The sequence below is a fragment of the Sphingopyxis macrogoltabida genome (assembly GCF_001314325.1).
GTDB classification, from domain to species: domain Bacteria; phylum Pseudomonadota; class Alphaproteobacteria; order Sphingomonadales; family Sphingomonadaceae; genus Sphingopyxis; species Sphingopyxis macrogoltabida.
The window spans coordinates 405235-427552 of record NZ_CP009429.1; the positions used below are offsets into that span (position 1 = coordinate 405235).

Annotated in this window: 21 protein-coding genes; 15 read left to right on the forward strand and 6 right to left on the reverse strand. The window is 65.7% G+C overall.

Annotated features, from left to right (window positions below):
* Positions 1-102: 102 nt before the first annotated feature.
* Positions 103-480, reverse strand: coding sequence for a DoxX family protein (locus LH19_RS02095; RefSeq protein ID WP_054724503.1), 378 nt, complete (start codon positions 478-480; stop codon positions 103-105).
* Between the two features lie 138 nt (positions 481-618).
* Here LH19_RS02095 and LH19_RS02100 point away from each other — a divergent pair, with 138 nt between their 5' ends.
* The 13 genes from LH19_RS02100 to LH19_RS02160 all read left to right on the forward strand — a co-directional run bounded on the left by LH19_RS02100 (position 619) and on the right by LH19_RS02160 (position 14419).
* Entirely contained in the window at positions 619-1077 is a 459-nt protein-coding gene (locus tag LH19_RS02100; RefSeq protein ID WP_054724505.1) for a carboxymuconolactone decarboxylase family protein, read from the forward strand.
* Positions 1077-1952, forward strand: a complete 876-nt coding sequence (locus LH19_RS02105; protein ID WP_054724507.1) for a sigma-70 family RNA polymerase sigma factor — start codon at positions 1077-1079, stop codon at positions 1950-1952. The genes LH19_RS02100 and LH19_RS02105 overlap by 1 nt, the downstream gene beginning before the upstream one ends.
* 288 nt (positions 1953-2240) lie before the next feature.
* Entirely contained in the window at positions 2241-3788 is a 1548-nt protein-coding gene (locus LH19_RS02110) for a hypothetical protein (protein WP_054724509.1), read from the forward strand.
* A complete protein-coding gene (locus LH19_RS02115) occupies positions 3785-4279 on the forward strand; it encodes an acetyl-CoA carboxylase biotin carboxyl carrier protein (RefSeq protein ID WP_054724511.1) in 495 nt (164 codons plus the stop codon). The genes LH19_RS02110 and LH19_RS02115 overlap by 4 nt, the downstream gene beginning before the upstream one ends.
* 3 nt (positions 4280-4282) lie before the next feature.
* Positions 4283-5650: an acetyl-CoA carboxylase biotin carboxylase subunit gene (locus tag LH19_RS02120; RefSeq protein WP_054724513.1), complete on the forward strand. Its 1368-nt coding sequence runs from the start codon at positions 4283-4285 to the stop codon at positions 5648-5650.
* Positions 5651-5653: 3 nt separating this feature from the next.
* Positions 5654-7108, forward strand: coding sequence for a pyruvate carboxylase (locus tag LH19_RS02125; RefSeq protein ID WP_054724515.1), 1455 nt, complete (start codon positions 5654-5656; stop codon positions 7106-7108).
* A 6-nt stretch (positions 7109-7114) separates the two neighbouring features.
* Positions 7115-8665 carry a class I adenylate-forming enzyme family protein gene (locus tag LH19_RS02130; protein WP_054724517.1) on the forward strand — a complete coding sequence of 517 codons (1551 nt, stop codon included), beginning with the start codon at positions 7115-7117 and terminating at the stop codon, positions 8663-8665.
* Positions 8665-9888, forward strand: a complete 1224-nt coding sequence (locus tag LH19_RS02135; RefSeq protein ID WP_054724518.1) for a thiolase family protein — start codon at positions 8665-8667, stop codon at positions 9886-9888. The genes LH19_RS02130 and LH19_RS02135 overlap by 1 nt, the downstream gene beginning before the upstream one ends.
* 158 nt (positions 9889-10046) lie before the next feature.
* Positions 10047-10553 (forward strand): rRNA maturation RNase YbeY, encoded by a 507-nt coding sequence (ybeY, locus tag LH19_RS02140; protein ID WP_054724521.1) that lies wholly within the window; start codon positions 10047-10049, stop codon positions 10551-10553.
* A gap of 17 nt (positions 10554-10570) precedes the next feature.
* Positions 10571-11515: a hemolysin family protein gene (locus LH19_RS02145; protein WP_054724522.1), complete on the forward strand. Its 945-nt coding sequence runs from the start codon at positions 10571-10573 to the stop codon at positions 11513-11515.
* A gap of 63 nt (positions 11516-11578) precedes the next feature.
* Positions 11579-12736, forward strand: a complete 1158-nt coding sequence (locus LH19_RS02150) for a glycosyltransferase family 4 protein (protein WP_054724524.1) — start codon at positions 11579-11581, stop codon at positions 12734-12736.
* Positions 12737-12743: 7 nt separating this feature from the next.
* The gene (locus LH19_RS02155) at positions 12744-14066 is read left to right on the forward strand and encodes a replication-associated recombination protein A (RefSeq protein ID WP_082395380.1); all 1323 of its coding nucleotides are present in this window, start codon (positions 12744-12746) and stop codon (positions 14064-14066) included.
* Positions 14066-14419, forward strand: coding sequence for an MmcQ/YjbR family DNA-binding protein (locus LH19_RS02160; RefSeq protein ID WP_054724526.1), 354 nt, complete (start codon positions 14066-14068; stop codon positions 14417-14419). The genes LH19_RS02155 and LH19_RS02160 overlap by 1 nt, the downstream gene beginning before the upstream one ends.
* A 21-nt stretch (positions 14420-14440) precedes the next feature.
* Here LH19_RS02160 and LH19_RS02165 read toward each other — a convergent pair whose 3' ends face one another.
* From LH19_RS02165 to LH19_RS02180, 4 genes are all read right to left on the reverse strand, one after another.
* Positions 14441-14851, reverse strand: coding sequence for a GFA family protein (locus tag LH19_RS02165; protein WP_054724529.1), 411 nt, complete (start codon positions 14849-14851; stop codon positions 14441-14443).
* An 80-nt stretch (positions 14852-14931) separates the two neighbouring features.
* Positions 14932-17226 (reverse strand): phosphoenolpyruvate--protein phosphotransferase, encoded by a 2295-nt coding sequence (gene ptsP / locus LH19_RS02170; protein ID WP_054724531.1) that lies wholly within the window; start codon positions 17224-17226, stop codon positions 14932-14934.
* A 65-nt stretch (positions 17227-17291) separates the two neighbouring features.
* Positions 17292-18047: a hypothetical protein gene (locus LH19_RS02175; RefSeq protein WP_234716059.1), complete on the reverse strand. Its 756-nt coding sequence runs from the start codon at positions 18045-18047 to the stop codon at positions 17292-17294.
* Between the two features lie 29 nt (positions 18048-18076).
* Positions 18077-19081 carry an NAD(P)H-dependent flavin oxidoreductase gene (locus tag LH19_RS02180; RefSeq protein WP_054724532.1) on the reverse strand — a complete coding sequence of 335 codons (1005 nt, stop codon included), beginning with the start codon at positions 19079-19081 and terminating at the stop codon, positions 18077-18079.
* A gap of 190 nt (positions 19082-19271) precedes the next feature.
* Here LH19_RS02180 and LH19_RS27625 point away from each other — a divergent pair, with 190 nt between their 5' ends.
* A complete protein-coding gene (locus LH19_RS27625; RefSeq protein ID WP_082395381.1) occupies positions 19272-19442 on the forward strand; it encodes a YezD family protein in 171 nt (56 codons plus the stop codon).
* A 96-nt stretch (positions 19443-19538) separates the two neighbouring features.
* Complete coding sequence (locus LH19_RS02185; RefSeq protein ID WP_054724534.1) at positions 19539-22079, forward strand: TonB-dependent receptor; 2541 nt, start codon at positions 19539-19541, stop codon at positions 22077-22079.
* Between the two features lie 73 nt (positions 22080-22152).
* Here the strand turns inward: LH19_RS02185 and LH19_RS02190 are convergent, their stop codons facing one another.
* A complete protein-coding gene (locus tag LH19_RS02190) occupies positions 22153-22308 on the reverse strand; it encodes a hypothetical protein (RefSeq protein ID WP_156343991.1) in 156 nt (51 codons plus the stop codon).
* Positions 22309-22318: the final 10 nt, after the last annotated feature.

A 22318-nucleotide genomic window follows, 5' to 3' on the forward strand; every position in this document is an offset into this window, starting at 1 on the left:
AGGATCAAAGAAAAGGCAGGCCCCGGGTCAAGCCCGGGGGGACGATCATGTATGACGCAGCGTCCGCTTGCTGCGCCGAAGCCGACCGGGAAAACCGCGATCCTACTTCCTCGCGCCCTCGACGCTCCAGATGCCGGCGCCGTGCGTTGCGATGAACAGGAAGATGAAGCAATAAAGCGCGATCGTCTCGCCGCCGTTGGCGATCGGGAAGGCGCCCTGGCTGCCGTGCGCGATCCAATAGCCGACCGCGGACATGCCGCTGGCGAGGAAGGCCGCCGGGCGTGTGAACAGGCCGATGACGATTAATCCCCCCGCGACCAGCTCGATCGCCCCCGCCGCATAGAGCATCGGGTTGAGCGGCATCGGGAAAGCCACCGGAAAATTGAAGAATTTCTGTACGCCATGCGCCAGGAACAGCAGTCCGGCGACGATGCGCAGCAGGGCGTAGGCCTGTGCGCCATAACCATCGAGAAATTTCATGATCGCTCCCCCTCATTCCGGTTGTCGAGACGGGCAGGCTAACGAAATTTTCGGCGAAGGCGAATTTTTTCGCGGCCCATGTCACATCGGCCGATCCTGTCTCGTCATGTCTGCACAACCCTAGCAAAGGAGCATGACATGACCCGGATAACCGACCCCTTCGCCGCCTCGCCGCAGTTGATGAAACAGTGGATGGCGGTGTCGCTCGCCGCGCAGAACAGCCTCGAGCCGAGCCTGATCGAGCTTGTGAAGATTCGCTCGTCGATCCTCAACGGCTGCGCCAACTGCATCAACATGCACAGCGTCGAAGCGCGTGCCAAAGGCGAGAGCGAGCAGCGCATCTATCTGCTCGCCGCGTGGCACGAGGCGCCCGTCTATACCGACCGCGAGCGCGCGGCGCTGGCGTGGACCGACGCCTTGACCCGCCTGGCGCAAGGGCACACACAGAAGGACGCCCGCGCCGCGCTCGAAGCGCATTTCACGCCGGAGGAACAGATGAACCTCACCGTGATGATCAACGTCATCAACGGCTGGAACCGCATCGCGGTCGGCTTCGACCTCTGGTACGAGGGCGGCGCGCCCGCGAAGGCCGCCTGATGACGGGTGAAGGCATCCACGGCGAGGCGGGGGCGGCGGACGCGGCGGCGAGTTTCGATCCGCTGCGCCCGCTCCTGATCCGCGTCGCCTATCGCATGCTCGGTTCGGTCGCCGATGCCGAGGATGTGGTGCAGGATGCCTTCCTCCGCTGGCTCGGCACCGACCGCGGCGAGGTGCGCGAGCCCGCCGCCTTCCTGCGGCGGACGGTGACGCGGCTTTGCCTCGACCAGCTCAAGTCGGCGCGCCGCACCCGCGAGACCTATGTCGGTCCCTGGCTGCCCGATCCGCTCGTCGAGGAAGAAGAAGTGGACGATGTCACGCTGCCGCTGATGCTCGCGCTCGAACGCCTGTCGCCGCTCGAACGTGCGGCGTTCCTCCTGCACGATGTCTTCGGCGTCGGTTTCGACGAAGTCGGGGCGACGATCGGCCGCGACGCCGCCGCGACGCGCCAGCTCGCGGCGCGCGCTCGCAGCCACGTCCGCGAGGCGCGGCCGCGCTACAAGCTCGAGAAGGAACAGGGGCTGGAAATCGCCAACGCCTTTTTCGCCGCCTCGCGCAGCGGCGACATGAGCGCGCTCGGCGCGCTGCTCGCCGCCGATGTCGGCATGTGGGCCGACGGCGGCGGCAAGCGGCCCGCCGCGATGGGGCCGGTGCTTGGCCACGACGTCGTGCTGAAACTTCACCGCAGCCTTGCGGTGCTGTTCGGCAAATATGGCTCGACGCTCGTCCACTTGGGGCTGATCAACGGCCTGCCGGGATTCGTGACGCGCGAAGCCGATGGCGAATTGCAGACGACCGCGCTCGAGATCGAAGATGGCAAGGTCACCGGCATCTATGTGATGCGCAACCCCGACAAGCTCAAACACATGCATTAAAGCGTGATTGCTTTTTACTGAATCGTCATCCCGGCGAAGGGTGTTCAGAGGCACGTGACTCTGAAACACGATCTCACCGTTGCGTCAGGGCGATATGGCGGGATCCCGGCCTTCGCCGGAATGACAAGATAAGAAGGGCTATGCTTCAACCTAACCCGATCACGCTCGTCGCCGTGCAATTTCGTTCGACGATTTCGCCTAAACACTCTTTCCCTACGCGCCCGACGGTGCTAACCGGAGGTCAGCGAACGAGTCCCCGGTCGACAGGGGGCGGGCAAGGGGTGAGTGATGTTGAGCTACGCGCGATTGCTGGAAGCGAACAATGCGATCCAGACACTGGGCGACGATACCTATTGGCTGTGCGTGACGCGGACGGTGCAGGAATCGAAACTGTTCCCGGTGCCGTCCTATATGCTGCTGTCCTATCTCTGCTGCTTCTATCGCTATCCCGAGCTGCTGCGGAAGGTCGAGGCGAAGATGTCGGCCGAGGAAATCGGCGACCGCGCGCGCGCGATGGGCGGCAAGTTCGGCAATTTGCCGGGCTGGGGCCTGCCGACCTTCTATCTGCTCGGCCGCGAGATGCTGATCAACTTCGGCATGCTCGACCCCGCCGATGGAGCGGAAGATGTCGCCTATGTCATGGACTTCTGGCGCCGCTTCAAACTGGCGCAGCAGCGCGAGGACGGCCACCTCAATGCGCGCGAATTCGGGCAGCGGGTGCAATTGCTGCCCGAACGCCGGGTCCAGCGCTTCCACGCCGACCTGCACGCCTGCGCGGTCGGCGACCGGTTGCACAAGGCGGCGCAGGCGTTCCTCGCCACCGTGTCGCAATATGGCTTTCTCGTGTCGTGCGAAAGCCGCGTGTCGCTCAACAACAACGGCCCCTATAACCTCGGCGACGGCCGCGAGCTGATCGTTCGCGAATTCACCGACCTCGCCGAGGGCGATTATCCCTGGCTCGACGGCATCGCGGGCGACATTCCATACAACAATCTGACCGTCACCATGGAGGCGACGGGGTGCCATTTCTATCTGATGGACGATTGGGGCAGCTTTGAATCGCGCCCCGAATTTACCGCCGACAAGCTGACCGGCGTCGGCCTCTATACCTCCGACGTGCTGTCGGAGGGTTTCGTCCCCGTCGGCATGGGCTCGGCCGACGAACTCGCCGACACGTTCGAGGAGCTGACCGAGAAGGTGCGCGTCGCGACCGTCGCGCTGTGGAAGCGCGTCGCGGGCTGGAGCCGCGACCAGATGATGGACGCCGGGGCGCTCGTCTATTTCTCGATGGCCAAGGATTTCGCGCACATCGCCGGGGTTTATGACGCGGGCGACTGGATGACGATCGACCCGCGCGCCGACCGCTTCCGCCCCTTGCTCAACGACGAGTTCGGGCGCGATTTCCTGGGCGAACTGGTCGGCCTTGTCGACCTGCCGAGCCAGCGGATCAGCGACTATGCGATGATGCAGCACAACAACAATCCGGTGCGCTATATCTCGCAGATACCGTATAGCGTCCTCGGCCGCGACGGCGAGGCACCCAAACTGGCGCCGATCGGCGAGGGCATCACCCATCTGGGTGCCAAGGCCGACCGTTATACGACGACTGCCGGGGTATTGCCGCTGGCCGAATATAATGCGCGCGCCGCGGCGTTCGTGCCGCGGCAGATGGCGGCCGACTATCGTTTCCTGTGCGACACGACGGTCAAATATCGCAGCGGCGACCCCGCAGTGCAGGCGATGTACCGCGACGAGCAGCAGGGGTCGCGGCTCGCCGGCAAGGGGGCGGGCCTGAGCCGCGCCGACATCGAAGCCTTGCGGGGAGCAGGCCAATGAGCGCCGCCGATCGCACCGCCGAACTCGAGCAACTGATCGCCGAGTTCGAGAAGTCGGGGCTGCGCGAACTCCACGTCGTGCGCGACGGCGTCGAAATCTATCTGTCGAACGACGCGGGCAGCATCGGGCTCAGCACCGGAGCGCATGCCGCCCCCGCACCCTCATCGCCAGTCTCCCCTGCCGCCGCCGGTACGGTACCTCCGTCGCCGGCGGCGGACCCTTTGCCTGCGGCGGAGACATGGCCCGAAGGGGCGGAGATCGTGCGGGCGCCCTATCTCGGTACCTTCTATCGCGCGCCGAAGCCCGGTTCGCCGGCCTATGTCGAGGTCGGCAGCGCAGTGACCGCAGAATCGGAACTCTGCCTCGTCGAGGTCATGAAATTGTTCACGACCGTCCGTGCCGGCAGCGATGGCATCGTCCACGCCATCCTGTCGGCCGACGGCGCGCTGGTCGAGGCCGACCAGCCGCTGTTCGTGATCGTGAAGGGCTGACCGATGGCGATCGGCCGCCTGTTCATCGCCAACCGCGGCGAGATCGCGCTCCGGGTCGCGCGCGCTGCGCAGGCGCTGAATATCGAGACCGTGCTGGGTGTGTCTGAAGCCGACAAGGACAGCGCTGCGGCGCGGCTGGTCGACCGGGTCGTCGTGCTGGGGCCGGGGCCGGCGGCGCGCAGCTATCTCGATGCGAAGCTGGTCGTGCAGGCGGCGAAGGCGACCGGCTGCGACGCGCTCCACCCGGGCTATGGCTTCCTCTCCGAGCGCGCGATGTTCGCGCAGCTCTGCGAGGATCATGGCATCATCTTCGTCGGCCCGCAGCCGGACATCATCGACGCGCTCGGCGACAAGCTGCGCGCGCGCGAAATGGCGTCGGCGGCCGGAGTGCCGCTGGTCCCCGGCAGCGGCGAGATCGGCAGCGCCGCCGACGCGCGGCGCATCGCCGACGAAATCGGCTATCCGGTGCTGCTCAAGGCCGCGGCGGGCGGCGGCGGACGCGGCATGGTGATCGCGAACAACGGCGAAGAGGTCGAGGCGGGTTACGGGCGGGCGAGCGCCGAGGCGCTGGCGGCGTTCAACGACGGCACCCTGTTCATGGAACGCTTCGTCCCCGAGGCGCGCCATGTCGAGGTGCAGTTGATCGGTGACGGGCAGGGCAAGGTCGTCCATTTCGGCGAGCGCGATTGTTCGGTGCAGCGCCGCTATCAGAAACTGATCGAGGAAGCGCCGAGCGTCGCGATGCCCGACAGCCTGCGCGCCGAGCTGCATAAGGCGGCGGTCGATCTGGCCGCGAGCGTTGCCTATCGCAACGCCGGGACGGTCGAGTTCCTCTACGACGTGATGCGGCAGGAGGTCTATTTCATCGAGGTGAACGCGCGCATCCAGGTCGAGCATCCGGTCAGCGAAATGGTGAGCGGCGTCGATCTGGTGCAGGAGCAATTGCGCGTCGCGGGCGGGCTGGGCCTCTCGATGAATCAAGAGGATGTCACGCTTTCCGGACACGCGATCGAATGCCGCATCAATGCCGAGGATGCTTCGCGCGGTTTCACCCCCGTTCCGGGCACGATCACCCGCTGGGCGCCGCCCGAAGGCGAGGGCATCCGCCTCGACAGCCATATGAGCAGCGGCGCCGCGATCCCGCCCTTCTATGACTCGATGGTCGGCAAGCTGATCGTCCATGGCAAGGACCGCGCGCAGGCGGTCGAGCGACTGACCGACGCGCTCGACGCCTTCACCGTCGAGGGCGTGCCGACGACGATCGGCCTCCACCGCCAGATCGTCCGCCATCCCGATTTCATCGCCAACGCGTTCCACACGCGCTGGCTCGAACAAGTGATGCTCGCCGAACCGGCGATCGCAGCGGAGTAGCCCATGGCGCACATCAAATTTCTCGACGAAACCTGCCGCGACGGCCAGCAGAGCCTGTGGGGCATGCGGATGCAGGCGGGGCAGGCCTATCCGGCGCTGCCGACGATCGACCAGACCGGCTATTCGACGATCAGCCTCGCCGGGTCGTCGCTGTTCGAGGTGCTCGTCCGCCATTGCCAGGAGGACCCGTGGGCGGGGTTCGACCTGATGATGAGCCAGATCAAGAATACCCCGGTGCGCGGCGGCATCCGCTCGAACGGGTCGGTGACCTTCGGCTTCACCCCGCAGGTGCTGATGGACCTGTGGATGGAGCGCCTCTGCGTCCATGGCGTGCGGAGCTGGTGGATCTATGACGTCCTCTTCAACATCGACAAGATGACGCGGCTCGCCAAACTGTCGAAGAAATATGACTGCAAGGTCGCGGCGACGATGCTGTTCACCCTGTCGCCGGTGCACGACGATGCCTTTTGGGCCGACAAGGCCGACAAGCTCTCGGCGATCCCGGAAGTGGACAGCCTGCTGCTCTACGACACCGGCGGCGTGCTCGACCGCGACCGGATCAAGACGCTCGTCCCCGCGATCGTCGCCAATGCGCGCGGCAAGCCGGTCGAGATGCATTCGAACAACATGCTCGGCCAGTCGGCGAAAGCCTATTGCGACGCGGTCGAATATGGCGTGACCGTGCTCCACACCGCGGCGCGCTCGATGGCGAACGGCCCGTCGATCCCGTCGATCGACATCATGGTCAAGAATATGGAGGCGCTCGGCCACACCCACGACATCGATGTGTCGAAACTGCAGCCGGTGTCCGAGCATTTCCGCAAGGTGGCGAAGACCGCGGGCTATCTCCACGACCAGCATTATGAATATGATGTCACCTCGCTGACCACCCAGATTCCGGGCGGGATGATGGGGACGCTGCGCAACCAGCTCATCCAGCAGAATATGCTCGACATGCTGCCGCAGGTGCTCGACGAGGTCGCGGCGGTGCGCCGCGAGCTGGGCTATCCCGGCATGGCGACGCCTTTCGCGCAGCTCGTCGGCACGCTCGCGGTGCTCAATATCGTCACCGGCAAGCGTTATGGCGCGATCCCCGACGAGGTGATCCAATATGCCGCCGGCTATTATGGCGAGCCGCCGGCGCCGATCGATCCCGACGTCATGGACCGCATCGCCGCGGCGCCGCGCGCGAAAGAGATTTTCGGCAATCCGCCGCCCGAGCCCGACCTCGCCGAACTGAAGCGCCAGCACGGCACCGACGACGAGGACGAACTGATCCTGCGCGCGCTGGTGCCCGCGTCGGATATCGAACGGATGCGCGCGGCGGGACCGCTGAAGCGCGATTATCCCACGCTCTCGTCGCCCGAGATGGAGCAGGTGCGGCGGCTGATGCAGGTTGCGAAGACCCCGTTCGTGCAGATCAAGTCGGCCGAACTCGATCTGGTGATGCGGAGATAGCCGCCGATGCGGATGATCGACTATTTCGATCGCGGCGCGCGGATGGCGCATGACAAGCCGTGCATGATCGCCGGCGACGCCATGCGGACCTATGCCGAGGTGTCGGCGCGCAGCCACGCCATCGCGCGCGCGCTGATCGCCGACGGTTTCGCCGCCGGCGCACATGCGGCGGTGCTGAGCGGCAATGCGATGGTCGCGTTCGAGGCGATCCTCGGCATCCTGCGCGCCGACGGTGTGTGGGTGATGGCGAACAACCGCGCGGCGGTGGGCGAAAATGCCTATCTGCTCGATCTGCTCGACGTGGATACCTTGTTCGTCCATTCGGAGGTTGCGGACCGCATCGCGACCTTCCGCGCCGAATGCCCGAACATCCGCCGCTATATCGCGCTCGACCGCCCCTTTCCCGAAGCCGATATCTTCCTCGAGGATATGCTGGAAGCTTCGGCCGAGCCGGCGCCGCAGCGGCGCTCGGGGCATGAGGACGAACTCGCGTTTCTCGGCAATACCGGCGGCACGACGGGGCGGCCCAAGGGCGTGATGCTGTCGAACCGCAACTGGCAGGCGCTGGTGTCGAGCCTTGTCGCATCGATGCCCATGAAAATACCGCCGGTGAACCTCGTCGCCGCGCCGATGACGCATGCCGCAGGGCCGCTTGCGCTCGCGAGCATGGCACTGGGCGGGACGGTGGTCGTGCTGCCGAAATTCGATCCGCCCGCCGTGGTCGCGGCGATCGAGAAACACCGCGTGACCTATATGTTCCTGCCGCCGACCGCGATCTACATGCTGCTCGCCGAGCCGAGCGTCAGGACTGCGGATCTCTCAAGCCTCGAATATATCAGCTACGCCGGGGCGCCGATGTCGCTCGACCGGCTGAAGGAAGCGATCGACGTGCTGGGGCCGGTGATGAACGCGAGCTTCGGGCAGACCGAGGCGCCGATGTGCGTGACGGCGATGCCGCCGCACGAGCATCTGAACGCCGACGGCGAACTCGCGCATCCGGGGAGCTGCGGCCGCGCCAACCTGCTGTCGATCGTCGAGATCATGGACGAGGAAGGCAATATCCTCCCGCCGGGCGAGCGCGGCGAGATCGTCGTGCGCGGGCCGCTGGTGATGGCGGGCTATTACAAGAACCCGGAGGCGACGGCCGAAGTGTCCACCTTCGGCTGGCACCATACGGGCGACATCGGGGTGCGCGACGAAGACGGCTGGTTCTATGTCGTCGACCGCAAGAAGGACATGATCATCTCGGGCGGGTTCAACATCTATCCCGCCGAGGTCGAACAGGCGATCCTCGCGCATCCCGATGTCCAGGATTGCGCGGTGATCGGCGTGCCCGACGACAAATGGGGCGAGGCCGTGGTCGCCGTGGTCGAGCCGCGGGCTGGGGCAAATATCGATACCGAGGCGCTGCTCGCCGCAGCCCGCGACGCGCTGGGGCCGGTGAAGACGCCCAAGGCGATCGAGGTCGTCGCGGCGCTGCCGCGCAGCAATGCGGGCAAGGTGCTGCGCGCCGAACTGCGCCGCGAACGCTGGACGGCGGCGGGGAGGGCGATCTGATGCGCGATGCCGTGATCCTCGGCGTCGGCATGACGCCGTTCGGCCGCCATCTCGACAAGAGCCACGAGCAGCTTACCCAATGGGCAGTGCGCGATGCGCTGGCCGACAGCGGGGTGCCGCCGGGCGAGATCGACATGGCGGTCTATGCCAATGTCATTCAGGGCTTTTTTGCCGGCGAAATGTCGATCCCCGGCGAATATGCGCTGCGCCCGCTCGGCATTTCGGGGGTACGCGGCTTCCATGTCGAGGCGGCGTGCGCCAGCTCTACGGTCGGGCTGCATGTTGCGGTCGACTATGTCCGCGCGGGGCTGGCGGACTGCGTGCTCGTCGTCGGGGTCGAGAAGCTTTATTCGGACGACCGCGCCAAGAAATTCGCGGTGTTCCAGCAGCCGCGCGACATCGTCGAGGCCGAGGCCTATCTCGCGAAGACCGCCGGCCTGCTCGCACCGGTGCCGCCGGGGGGCGAGAGCGACAGTCCCAATGTGCTGATGCAGGCCTATGCCGCACAGGCGCGGCTGCACATCGCCACCTATGGCTCGACGCAGCGCCAGATCGCGGCGGTCGCGGCCAAGGATCACGGCCATTCGGTGCACAATCCCTTGAGCCAGTATCGCAAGCCGATGTCGGTCGACGAGGTGCTCGCGGCGCCGACCGTCGCCTGGCCGCTGACCAATCCGATGTGCGCGCCGATCAGCGACGGCGCGGCGGCGGCAATCGTGTGCAGCGCCGATTGGGCAAGGCGCTTTCCCGATGCGCGCGCGGTGCGTGTGCTGGCGGCGGAATCGCAGACCGGCAGCGAGCGGGCGCCCGACGATTATGCACGCCATGTCACGCGCATCGTCGGCGCGCGCGCTTATGAAAAGGCGAGCGTCGGTCCGAAGGATATCGACATCGCCGAGGTTCACGACGCCAGCTCGATCGGCGAGATGATCCAGACCGAAGCGCTCGGCCTCTGCGCGCCCGGCGAGGCGGGCATCGCCGCCGAGCGCGGCGACACGGCGCTCGGCGGGCGCATTCCGGTCAATGTGTCGGGCGGGCTGGTATCGAAAGGCCACCCGCTCGGTGCGACCGGGCTGGGGCAGATTTTCGAACTGGTAACGCATTTACGTGGGGATGCCGGCGCGCGACAGGTCGAAGGCGCGCGCATCGCGATCGCGGAGAACAGCGGCGGCTTTTACGGGGTCGAGGACGGGATGTCGGCGGTGACGATATTGGCGCGATGATGGCCTGACGAAATTTCGCTGTCTTACATTGCACCGCCGTTATAGCGTTGCGCGATGATCCGCTTGGCCATTCTCCCTGTCGCGTCCGACGCGCGCAAAACGTCATTTCAGTGTGAAGTTGCGCAGTTTTCTGCCCTTTTGCTTCATGGTCTGGCCGCATGCTGAGCGTCGAGACCCATGCCGCGACGCCGTGGCCCGATGCGCTCGACTGGGAGGTGCGCGCCGGCGAAGCCGCCGCTGCGGCGCTCGCGCTGACGCCCTATGCATCGCTCGCCAACGCCGCGCCGCTGGTCGAGATCGCGGTGCGCCTGACCAACGATGCCGAGGTGCACGCGCTTAACCGCGATTTTCGCGGCAAGGACAAGCCGACCAACGTCCTGTCTTTTCCGCAAGTGCAGGAAGACCTGCTCGAAGGACTGGCGAACAGCGACGATGGCGAAATCCTGCTCGGCGACATCGTCCTCGCGCGCGAAACCTGCGCACGCGAGGCCGAGGAAAAGGGGGTTCCGCTCGTCGATCATGCGACGCACCTGATCGTCCACGGCACGCTCCACCTCGTCGGTTACGATCATATGGACGATGCGAGCGCGGCGGCGATGGAGGCGCTGGAAGTGAAAGCGCTTGCATCGCTGGGCATCGCCAATCCATATGCGGAGCAGGATTAACAGGGAAAAGCCAATATATGCCCGACGACCAGGGGTCTTCGAACCGATCGGAAGAGGACAGTAGTAGATCCGGACTGTTGTCCGGGCTGAAGAACCTGTTGTTCGGCGGCGACAAGGAGCCGTCGCTGCGCGAACAGATCGAAGAGGTCATCGACGAGGCCGAGGAGGAAGGCCAGGAGCGGCGCGGGAGTAGCATCGTCGGCGACCTGTCGCCGATCGAGCGCAAGATGCTGCGCAACCTCCTCCATTTCGGCGAACAGACCGTCGACGACGTCGCGGTGCCGCGCGCCGACATCATCGCCATCCCCGAAAGCGCGAGTTTTGCCGAAGCGGTCGCGCTCTTTGCCGAAGCGGGCCACAGCCGCCTGCCGGTCTATCGCGAGACGCTCGACGAGGTCGTCGGCATGATCCACGTCAAGGATGTCTTCGCGGTGCTGGCCGAGGGACGGGCGCCGCCGCCGCTGCTCGACCTGATCCGCCAGCCGCTCTATGTCCCGCAGTCGATGGGCGTCCTCGACCTGCTCGCCGAAATGCGCGCCAAACGGACCCATCTTGCCATCGTCATCGACGAATATTCGGGCACCGAAGGACTGCTGACGATCGAGGATCTGGTCGAGGAAATCGTCGGCGAGATCGAGGACGAGCATGACGACGAACCCGAACCGCTGATCGTCGCGGGCGAGCATGGCTGCTGGGAAGCCGACGCGCGCGCCGAACTCGATGACATCGGCGAGGCGATCGACCCGCGGCTCGCCGAGGTCGACGAGGATGTCGACACGCTGGGCGGCCTTGCCGCCGTCCTCGCCGGTCATGTGCCCGAGGTCGGCGAAATATTGCTCCACCCGAGCGGCTGGCGGATCGAGGTGACCGAGGCCGACGAGCGCCGCGTCCATCACTTGCGCCTCCATCCGCCGGTCGAGGTCGATCTCGAAGCCCCGCCGGAGCGTCCGGAGGATTATTGATCGCGGAGGGCGGACGCCTGCGCCCGATTGCCTTTAAGCCCTGATCGGACTAGCTGAGGCCGGATGGACGTTTCGGACCTTCGCATCGCCCTCTTCAGCGGCAATTACAACATGACGGTCGACGGCGCGAACAAGGCGTTGAACCGCCTCGTCGGCTATCTGCTGTCGCAGGGGGCGGCGGTGCGCGTCTATTCGCCGACCGTCGCCAACCCCGATTTCGAACCGACGGGCGATCTGGTCAGCGTGCCGTCGATGGCGATCCCGAACCGCCCCGAATATCGCATCCCGCTCCATTTCTCGTCGCGGGTCCGCGAGGATATCACCCAGTTCGCCCCGAACATCCTCCATATCTCCAGCCCCGACCGGGTGTCGCGACAGGCGGCGGCATGGGCGCGGCGGCGGCGCATTCCGGTCGCCTGTTCGGTGCACACGCGCTTCGAAACCTATTTCCGCTACTACAACCTGTCCTTCCTCGAACCGGTCATCGTTGCCTGGCTGCGCAAGCTGTACCGCAAGTGCGATGCGCTGATCGCGCCGTCGGAAAGCTTCGCCCAGGTGCTGCGCCAGCAGCGGATGAACTACGATATCGGTATCTGGACGCGCGGGGTCGAGCGCGATGTGTTCAACCCCGGACGCCGCGATCTGACCTGGCGCCGCTCGTGGGGGATGGCCGATGACGTCCCGGCGATCGCTTTCCTCGGGCGGCTGGTGATGGAAAAGGGGCTCGATGTCTTCGCCGATGCGATCGACCAGCTCGGCCGCCGCGGCGTCCCGCACGAGGTCGTCGTGATCGGCGAGGGTCCGGCCGGTGACTGGTTCGAATCGCGGCTGCCGCGCGCCAAGTTCGTCGGCTTTCAGGGCGGCGACAACCTCGCCCGCGCGCTGGCGTCGTGCGACATGCTGTTCAACCCGTCGGTTACCGAGACCTTCGGCAACGTCACCCTTGAGGCTATGGCGTGCGGGCTGCCGGTCGTCGCCGCGCGCGCGACCGGCAGCGCGAGCATCGTCAAGCACGGCCAGACGGGCTATCTCGTGACGCCGGGGTCGATCACCAGCTTTGCCGACGATCTCGAACGCTATTGCCGCGATCCCGCCCTGCGCGCGGCGCATGGCGCGGCGGCGCTGCAGGAAAGCGCAACCTATCAGTGGGATGCGATCAACCAGACGGTCGCCGACACCTATTTGCGGCTGATCCGCCAGAAACAGCGGCACGGGAGCTGAGCCCGCGATGGCCGGCGACCTGTTTGGCGAGGACGCGCCTGCAGAGCGGGGCGGCGGCGCGACGGGGGCGGTGCCGCTCGCCGAACGTTTGCGCCCGCGCGCGCTCGCCGACGTCGTCGGGCAGGAGCATCTGACCGGCCCCGAAGGGACGATCGGGCGAATGGTCGCGGCGGGGCAATTGTCGTCGATCATCCTCTGGGGGCCGCCGGGGACCGGCAAGACGACGATCGCGCGGCTGCTGGCCGAGGCGGTCGGCATGCGCTTCGCGCCGCTGTCGGCGGTCTTTTCGGGCGTCGCCGACCTGCGCCAGGCCTTCGCCGATGCCGAAAAGATGGCGGCGGCCGGCAAGCGCACCCTGCTTTTCGTCGACGAAATTCACCGCTTCAATCGCGCCCAGCAGGACGGTTTCCTGCCCTATGTCGAGCGCGGCACGGTGGTGCTGGTCGGCGCGACGACCGAAAATCCTAGTTTCGCGCTCAACGCCGCGCTGCTGTCGCGCGCGCAGGTGCTGGTGCTCCATCGCCTCGACGAGGCGGCGCTGGCGACACTGGTCGAGCGTGCCGAGGCCGAGGTCGGCCGCGCGCTGCCGGTCACCGACGATGCGCGGGCCTCGCTGATCGCCAGTGCCGACGGCGACGGGCGTTTTCTGCTCAATCAGGTCGAAACGCTGTTCTCGGCCGCGATCGACGCGCCGCTCGATCCGGCCGAGCTGGCGCAGTTCCTCCATCGCCGCATGCCCGTCTACGACAAGGATCGCGACGGGCACTACAATCTGATCTCGGCGCTCCACAAGGCGCTGCGCGGGTCGGATCCGCAGGCGGCGCTTTATTACATGGCGCGTATGCTCGTCGCGGGCGAGGAGCCGCTTTATGTGCTGCGGCGGCTTGTCCGCTTCGCGAGCGAGGATGTCGGCCTCGCCGACCCGCAGGCGCTCGTGCAATGCCTCGCCGCGAAGGACGCCTATCAGTTCCTCGGCTCGCCCGAAGGCGAACTCGCGATCGTGCAGGCGTGCCTCTATCTCGCGACCGCGCCCAAATCGAACGCCGCCTATGCCGCGCAAAAGGCGGCCTTTGCTTCGGCACGCGACACCGGGTCGCTCGCGCCGCCCGCCAATATCCTCAACGCTCCGACCAAGCTGATGAAGGATCTCGGCTATGGTGCGGGCTATGAATATGACCATGACGCCGAGGGCGGATTTTCGGGCGCCGATTACTGGCCCGAAGGCATGGGCGCGCAGACCTATTACCAGCCGACCGACCGCGGGTTCGAAAAGCGCATTGCCGAGCGGATCGCTTGGTGGGACGAACAACGGCGGGCGCGGGGCGGCTGATGACGCCGAAATTTGACAGCTGGGACGATGTGGTGCGCTTTGCCTGCACCTTGCCCGATGTCGAGATGCTGTCCTTCTACGGCACGCCCTGTCCCAAGCTGGGCGGCAAGGCGCTGGCATCGCCCGGGCGCGAAGCGGGAAGCTTTGCCGTGATGTGCAAGCCCGACGAAAAGGACATCCTCCTCGAAACCGACCCCGCCACTTTCTGGCAGACGCCGCATTACGAAGGCTGGCACGCGTTGCTCGTCCGCTTCGGGTCCGACGATCCCGAACGTATCGCCGATGTCATCCGCCGCGCCTGGTGGGACCGGGCCAAGAAGGCCCAGCGTCAGGCTTTTGGCGAGCGGCCCTGAGGGGCAGGGGGCTCACGCCGCTCAGCCCGGATAACGCTCGAACGCCGGCATCTGATCGAGATTTTCCATCCAGCCGATCCGTTCGGCGGTCTGGATCTGCACCTGTGCCGGGATCAGGTCGGGGTCGTCGAGCGTCGCGGTCTGGACGTCGATCTGACCCGGAAAGATCGCCTCGTTGGTATAGAAGAGCCCGGTGCCGCACTCGCTGCAGAAATGGCGGCGGCCATGTTCGGACGAGGCATAGACTTTGGGCTCGCCGGTCATGTCGAGCGCATCGCGGCTGACCAGCCCCCAACCCACCATCGGGGCGCCCGAATGGCGGCGGCAGTCCTGGCAATGGCACAGCGCATGATGTTCGACCGCGGTCGGCATCGAATAGCGGATGGCGCCGCAATGGCATTGGCCGGCGGCGCGGGCAGCAGAATCAGTCATATCGCTCTCCTCATATACATGGAGAACATATCATAAACATTTTCACAAAAGCAATTACCCCGGCGGTCAATCGCCCCAGATCAATCGCCCAAGTCGACGCCATGCGCGCTCGCCCATTGCTGATACTGGCCGCGCGGGTCGGCCGCCGGCTGCGCGAGGATGGCAGGCATTGCGGCGCGCAGCGCGCCGAGGTGGAGCGAGCGAATCATCGCCTTGACCGGTCCGACGCCTGCCGGGGTGATCGACAGCCGCTCGATCCCGACGCCGAGCAGGGCCATCGCCTCGAGCGGGCGCCCGCCCATTTCGCCGCAGACGCCGAGCGCGACCTTGCTGCCCGCGACGATTTTGACGACGCGCGACAGGTAACGCATGACCGTCGGCGACAGCCAGTCATAACGCTCCGCCAGCCGCGGGTGCGCGCGGTCGGCAGCGAAGAGGAACTGGGTAAGGTCGTTGGTGCCGATCGACAGGAAGTCGAGGTGCGGCAGCATCAGGTCGAGTGTTTCGACCAGTCCCGGAACCTCGAGCATCGCGCCATAGCGGATTGCCACCGGCAGCTTCTTGTTATGGCTGGCGAGCCACGCGCGCTGGCCGACGAACAGGTCGCGTGCCGCTTCATATTCCCACGGCTCGGACACCATCGGGAACATCACATTCAGCGTCCGCCCGGCCGCCGCTTCCATCAGCGCGCGCGCCTGCACCTTGAGCAATCCCTCGCGTTCGAGTGCGAGGCGGAGCGCGCGCCACCCCATCGCCGGATTTTCCTCCAGCGCGGTGTCGGTGTTCATATAGGGCAGCGCCTTGTCGCCGCCGATGTCGACGGTGCGAAAGATCACCGGCCGGTCGCCGGCGGCGTCGAGCACGTCGCGATAGAGGCGCTGCTGCCGTTCGCGCGCGGGCAGGGTCGCCGAGACGAGGAACTGGAATTCGGTGCGGAACAGGCCGATGCCGCGCGCCCCGGTCAGGTCCAGCGCCGCAACATCCTCGCGGAGGCCGGCGTTGATCATCAGTTCGATCGGCACGCCATCCTTCGTCACCGCAGGCAGGTCACGCAGCGTGGCAAGGTTGGCGCGGCGCTTTTGCGAGATTTCGAGCTTGGCGTCGAAGGCGTCCTGTATCGCCTGCGTCGGGCGGACCTGCAGCGTGCCGGCGCCGGCGTCGATCAGCAGCAGATCGCCTTCGCGGATCGACGTGCGCACGTCGCGGACGCGGCCGAGAACGGGAACTCCCATCGCGCGCGCGACGATGATGACGTGCGCGGTCAGCGACCCTTCCTCGAGGACGACGCCCTTCAGGCGGCGGCGATCATATTCGAGCAGTTCGGCGGGGCCGAGGTTGCGCGCGATCAGGATCGAATCCTGCCGCAGGCCCATTTGCGCGGCGGTGCCCATCTGGCCCGACACGATCCGGATCAGCCGGTTCGACAGATCCTCGAGGTCGTGCATGCGGTCGCGCAGCAGCGGATCGTCGATCTGGCGCATGCGCATCCGGGTGCGTTGCTGGACGCGCTCGATCGCCGCCTCGGCGGTCAGGCCGCTGTCGATCGCTTCGTTGATCCGGCGCGACCAGCCTTCGTCATAGGCGAACATCTTGTAGGTCTCGAGAACCTCCTCATGTTCGCCGCCGACGCCGAATTCGGCCTGGCTGGTCATGCGGTCGATCTGTTCGCGCATCTTGTCGAACGCGGCATAGACGCGGTGGCGCTCGGCCTCGATGTCGTCGGCGACCGTATGTTCGATGGTGATGCGCGGCTGGTGGAAAACCGCGATCCCGGCGCCCATGCCGTCGACGAGTTTCTGTCCGGCCAGCCGCTGCGCCGACTGGTCGGTCGCGGCGGCGTCGATGCGCGCCGCGGTGTCGACGAGGTCGGCGTTGGCGATCAGTTCGGACAACACCATCGCGACGGTCTGCAGCGTCTCGATCTCGATATCGGCATAGCGGCGCGGGTCGCTGTGCTGGACGCAGAGCACGCCGACGGCGCGTTCGCGGCGGATGATCGGCACGCCGGCAAAGCTGTGGAACAATTCCTCGCCGGTCTCGGGACGATAGGAAAAGTCGGGATGCGCCGCCGCTTCGTCGAGGTTCAGCGTTTCGATCTGGTCGGCGATCGTGCCGACAAGGCCTTCGCCGAGCGCCAGCCGGGTGACGTGCACCGCCTCCTGCTTCAACCCGCGCGTCGCATAGAGTTCGAGCGACCCGTCGCGCAGCAGGTAGATCGAGCAGACCTCGCTATCGAGGCATTCGCCGATGATGCCGACGACCTGATTGAGCTTGCTCTGCGCATTGGTCCGCGCCGCCATCACTTCGTGCAGCCGGGTCAGGATCGTGCGCGCTGACTGGGCGGCGGTCGAAGGCGGGGGTGGGGCGTTGGTCATTGACTCCCTGCTATCAGAAGCAGGGGGTCAACGCCAAGGCCGCACGTGATTTTGTCGGACGATGCTCAGGGGTTGGTGCCGCCCGTCGGCGGGACCGCCGGCGGGCCGACCGTCACCGACGTATCGGTCGGCACTGTTGTCGTCAGCGGCGCCGGGGCGCTGGTCACCGGCGGCGGCGCGGCATATTTGGCATCCCACGCCGCAACATCGACCTGATATTTCGCATAGGCTTCGTAAAAGTCGATGAAGGGCTGGTCGAGCCGCGCGAGATGCGCGGGCGCCTGCTCGACGAGTTGCGCGGACGGTGTCGACGACACGATCTGCGCGATCTCGTTCGCGCGCACACAAAATTCGCGCTGCGCCGGCGGCTGGGCGAAATAGTTGAACAATTGCGTTGACAGGCGGTCGCGCGGCGCGATGCCGTTATTGCCGTTTTCCTTGCCGAGATCCTTGATCACCGTCTTTTCAGTCGCCTTGATCACCTTGGCATGCGCCTTGATGATATTGTTGTACGACGACACCAAAGTTGCTTCCTCGATCCCGCGGCAGCCGATCGCTGCGACATTGAGGCCGATTTTCATCTGCCAGAAGGCGCGGTCGCCGGTCATGTGGCTGTTTGCGGTGACGAAGCGGCCGTCGATCCCGCGTCCCGGCAGGATCTGGGTGAGCGCGGCGCTGCCCGGCGGAATCGGACGCGGCGGGACGACGATCACCGGCGGCGGGGGCGGCGGGGGCGGCGGCGGCGGCGGCGGCTTGGGTGCGCAGGCAGCGACGCTCGCCAAAAGCCCGGCCACAACGATCTTACGCGACAAATTCATCATATTCTCCCCAACCGCACCAGCATGCGGCCTCAACCCCGAGCGTGCAAGGCGGCTTCGGCCTGTTGCACCAAAGCCGCGATAATATCGGCGACGCTCTCTTCCTGCGTTACCATACCCACAGATTGCCCTGCCATTAACGAACCATTTTCGACATCGCCGTCGATCACCGCGCGACGCAATGCGCCGGCCCAATAATGCTCGATCTCGAGCTGCGCCTCCGCCATGTCGACCTCGCCGCCGTCGAGGCGGTTCGCGACCTCGCGCTGTTTGACGGTAAACGCCTCGGTCCCGGCATTTTTGAGTGCGCGAACCGGGATCACCGGCAGGCGCGGATCGATCTGGACACTCGCCACGGCTTCGCGCGCCGAGGCACGCATGAAGGCCTTCTTGAAATTGGGGTGGGCGATGCTTTCGGTCGCGCAGACGAAGCGCGTGCCGAGCTGGACGCCCGACGCGCCCATTTCCAGATAGGCGGCGATCGCTTCGCCGCGGCCGATGCCGCCGGCGACGAAAATCGGCACTTCGTCCGCGAGCGAGGGCAGGATTTCCTGCGCAAGCACACTGGTCGACACCGGGCCGATATGGCCGCCGGCCTCCATCCCCTCGATCACCAGCGCGTCGACGCCCGAGCGGACGAGCTTCTTGGCGAGCGCGAGGGTCGGGGCGAAGCAGATGACCTTCGCGCCCGATGCCTTGATCGCTTCGAGGCTGCCCTTGGGCGGCAGCCCGCCCGCGAGCACGACATGGCCAACGCCATGTTTGGCGCACACGTCGATCAGATCGAACAACTGCGGGTGCATGGTGATCAGGTTGACGCCGAAATTGCGCTTTGCGATCGCCTTGGTTGCGGCAATTTCGGTATCGAGAAGTTCGGGCGTCATCGCGCCACAGGCGATGACGCCGAAACCGCCCGCATTGCTGATCGCGCTGACGAGGCTTCGTTCGGAAACCCAGCTCATCGCGCCGCAAAGGATGGCGTAATCGCTGCCCAGAAGCGCAGTTCCGCGCGCCATCAGATCGTTAATTTTGCTCATTGAAACCGCCTTTGCCAGCACTGGGACTCGCGCGCAATCCCCGGCGTTCGCACCCTTGTCGACCCGTCGCGCCCCTGAATCGCTTTGGCGCAGCAACCGAACCTTTCGGCGCAGAAAGCAAATCAATCATTGTCTACTAAAAAACTTGATATAGGTTGCGCGCCGACTCAAAAACGAAGGGAAGGACAAGATGACCCATCCGAAAGCCGAAGCGGAAAGCGCGCAGGAAGCGACGCCGCGCGCGGTGCAGACCGTGCTCGACGCGCTCGAAAAGCTGCGCTTCGGGGCGATCCAGCTGACCGTTCACGAGGGCCGGCTGGTGCAGGTCGATGTGACCGAGCGCCACCGCTACCCCAACTGAATTCAAAACTCCCAACGGGGGACAGGCGTCCTCCGCACTACCTGCTGCAGACCGGACGACCGGATGTGGTGATTTCTCTTGCAACAGGAAATAACCATGACCGCGAAATACCCGTCCGTCCGCCGCCGTGTGCAGGCGTCTTCCGTCACGCTTTCGCTTCTTCTCGCGCTCGGCGCGACGCCGGCCGCGGCCGAAGAAGCGTCCGCCGACAGTGCAGCGAATGGTGCGGCCCTTGCCACGACCACCGCCGCCACGGCCAATGCCTCTGCAGCGGCCGACGACGATGCCAGCCGCGGCGACGTGATCATCGTCACCGCCCGCCGCCGCCAGGAAACCGCGCAGGAAGTGCCGGTCGCAATCTCGGTCATTCGGGGCGATTCGATCGAGGCGACGGGCAATTTCAACGTCGTGAAGCTTCAGCAACTCGCGCCGACGTTGCAGGTCTATACCTCGAACCCGCGCAACACGTCGGTCAACATTCGCGGCATGGGCGTGCCGTTCGGCCTGACCAGCGATGGCTTCGAGCAGGGCGTCGGCATCTATGTCGACGACGTCTATAATTCGCGTGTTGCCGCCGCGACCTTCGACTTTCTGGATGTCGAGCAGGTCGAGGTGCTGCGCGGGCCGCAGGGCACGCTCTATGGCAAGAACACCACCGCCGGCGCGATCAACATCACGACCAACCAGCCGACCTTCGATTTCGAGGGCAGGGCCGAGGTCAGTGTCGGCAACCTCAACTACCGGCAGGCGAAGGCCGCGATCTCGGGCCCGCTGACCGACAAGATCGCCGCGCGCATCGCCATCGCCGCGACCAGCCGGCGCGGTACCCTCTACAACGTCACCAGCGACCGCTGGATCAACGAACAGGACAATCTGGGCCTGCGCGGCCAGCTCCTGTTCCAGCCCAACGAAGATCTCAGCATCACGCTTGCGGGCGACTACAGCCGGCAGGATCCCGAATGCTGCGGCACGACCTATGTCCGCGTCGGTACGACCCAGCGTGCGCCCGGCCGCCAATATGACGCGCTGGTCGCCGCGATCAACGCCGCCAATCCGGGTCGCAACTATGCGGTGCCGAGCACCAATCCATACGACCGCCTGACCGACCTCGACGCCAGCCTCAATGCCGGCAACAAGATCGGCGGCGTTTCGGCGCGGGTGAAGTGGGATGTCGGTCCGGGCACCTTCACCTCGATCACCGCATGGCGCTTCTGGGACTGGCAGCCCGAGAACGACCGCGACTTCACCGGTCTCTCGATCGTCTCGAAATCGCAGAATCCGTCGCAGCAGGACCAGTACAGCCAAGAGTTCCGCTACAATTACGAAAGCGACAAGCTCGACTTCGTCGTCGGCCTGTTCGGCTTCAAGCAGCGGATCGATACCCAAGGGACCGAGCAGCAGGGCGCGGACGCCAGCAAGTGGAGCCTGACCGGCGCCAATGCCGACAATCCGGCCATCCTCGAAGGCCTGACCGCCACAAACACGCAATATCTCAAGAGCACCAGCGCGGCGCTGTTCGGCCAGCTTAGCTGGAAGGTGACCGACGCCTTGACCATCCAGCCCGGCGTGCGCGTCAACTATGACAAGAAGTCGGGCTTCTACGAACGCGTCGTGACCAACGGTCAGGGCGAGGTCATCAGCTGTACGCCCATTCCGGCGCCCGGCACGGTGGCGGGGCTTTCGGCGCAGTGCGGCGTGTATCAGCCGCAGCTCAGCACGCCGTCGGACAGTGCCTGGAACTTCACTTACGATTTCAACGTAAACTACAAGGTTGCGCCCGACATCCTCGCCTATGCGACCTATGCCAAGAGCTTCAAGACGCTGGGCATCAACCAGAACGGCTTGCCGCTCAACGCCGACAATAGCGTCAACTATGATGCGAGCACGGTGAAGCCCGAATCGATCAACCACTTCGAGGTGGGGCTCAAGACGCAGTTCCTCGATCGCCGGGCGACCTTCAACCTGTCGGCGTTCCGCACCGACATCAAGAATTTCCAGGCGACGGTGAACGGCGGCCAGTTCGGGACGGTGCGCGGCTATCTCGCCAACGCCGACAAGGTCCGGACGCAGGGGATCGAAGCCGACCTCAAGATCGTCGCGAGCGATCGCTTCACCGCTTATGCCAACGGCGCCTATACCGACGCGAAGTACAAGAAGTTCACCAACGCGCCGTGTCCGCCCGAACTGTCGGGCGGCACGCTCCAGCCGGACGGCGCCGAACCCGATTATTCGCAGCCCGGCGTTCCCGGCGCGCTCAGCCCGCGGCAGTGCGACATTTCCGGCCAGCGTCTGCCGGGCGTGTCGAAATGGGCCTTCTCCTATGGTGCGGAGACCAATGTTCCGGTGACGTTGCTCGCGAAGGAAGGGCAGGTCTATCTGGGCGTCGACGGCAATTATCGCTCGCACTGGAATTCGAATGCGTCGCCCTCGATCTACACCAACGTCAAGGGCTATGCGCTGACCAACTTCCGGGTCGGCTTCCGGGCCGAGGGCTTCGACGTCTTCGGTTGGGTGCGCAATGCCTTCGATGTGAACTATATCGAATTGTTGCAGGTGGCGCCCGGCAACACCGGCCTGATCGCCGGCACCGTCGGCGACCCGCGGACATGGGGCGGCACGGTGAAGTTCAACTTCTGATCGTCCACCGCCGGTACAAAAGAAAAGGGCCGCTCCCGTGGGGGCGGCCCTTTCTCATGCAGGCTGACGTGGATCAGCGCTGCTGCGGGTTCTCGCGGCCCTGTCCGGGGCGCTGATCGCTGCCGGGCTGGCGGTTCTGCCCGCCCTGCTGTTGCTGCTGGCGGCGCTGCTCTTCGTCGCGGTCCGCCTGCGGCTTTTTCTCGTTCTGCTGGTTGGGGGTGTTAGCCACTTTCCATCTC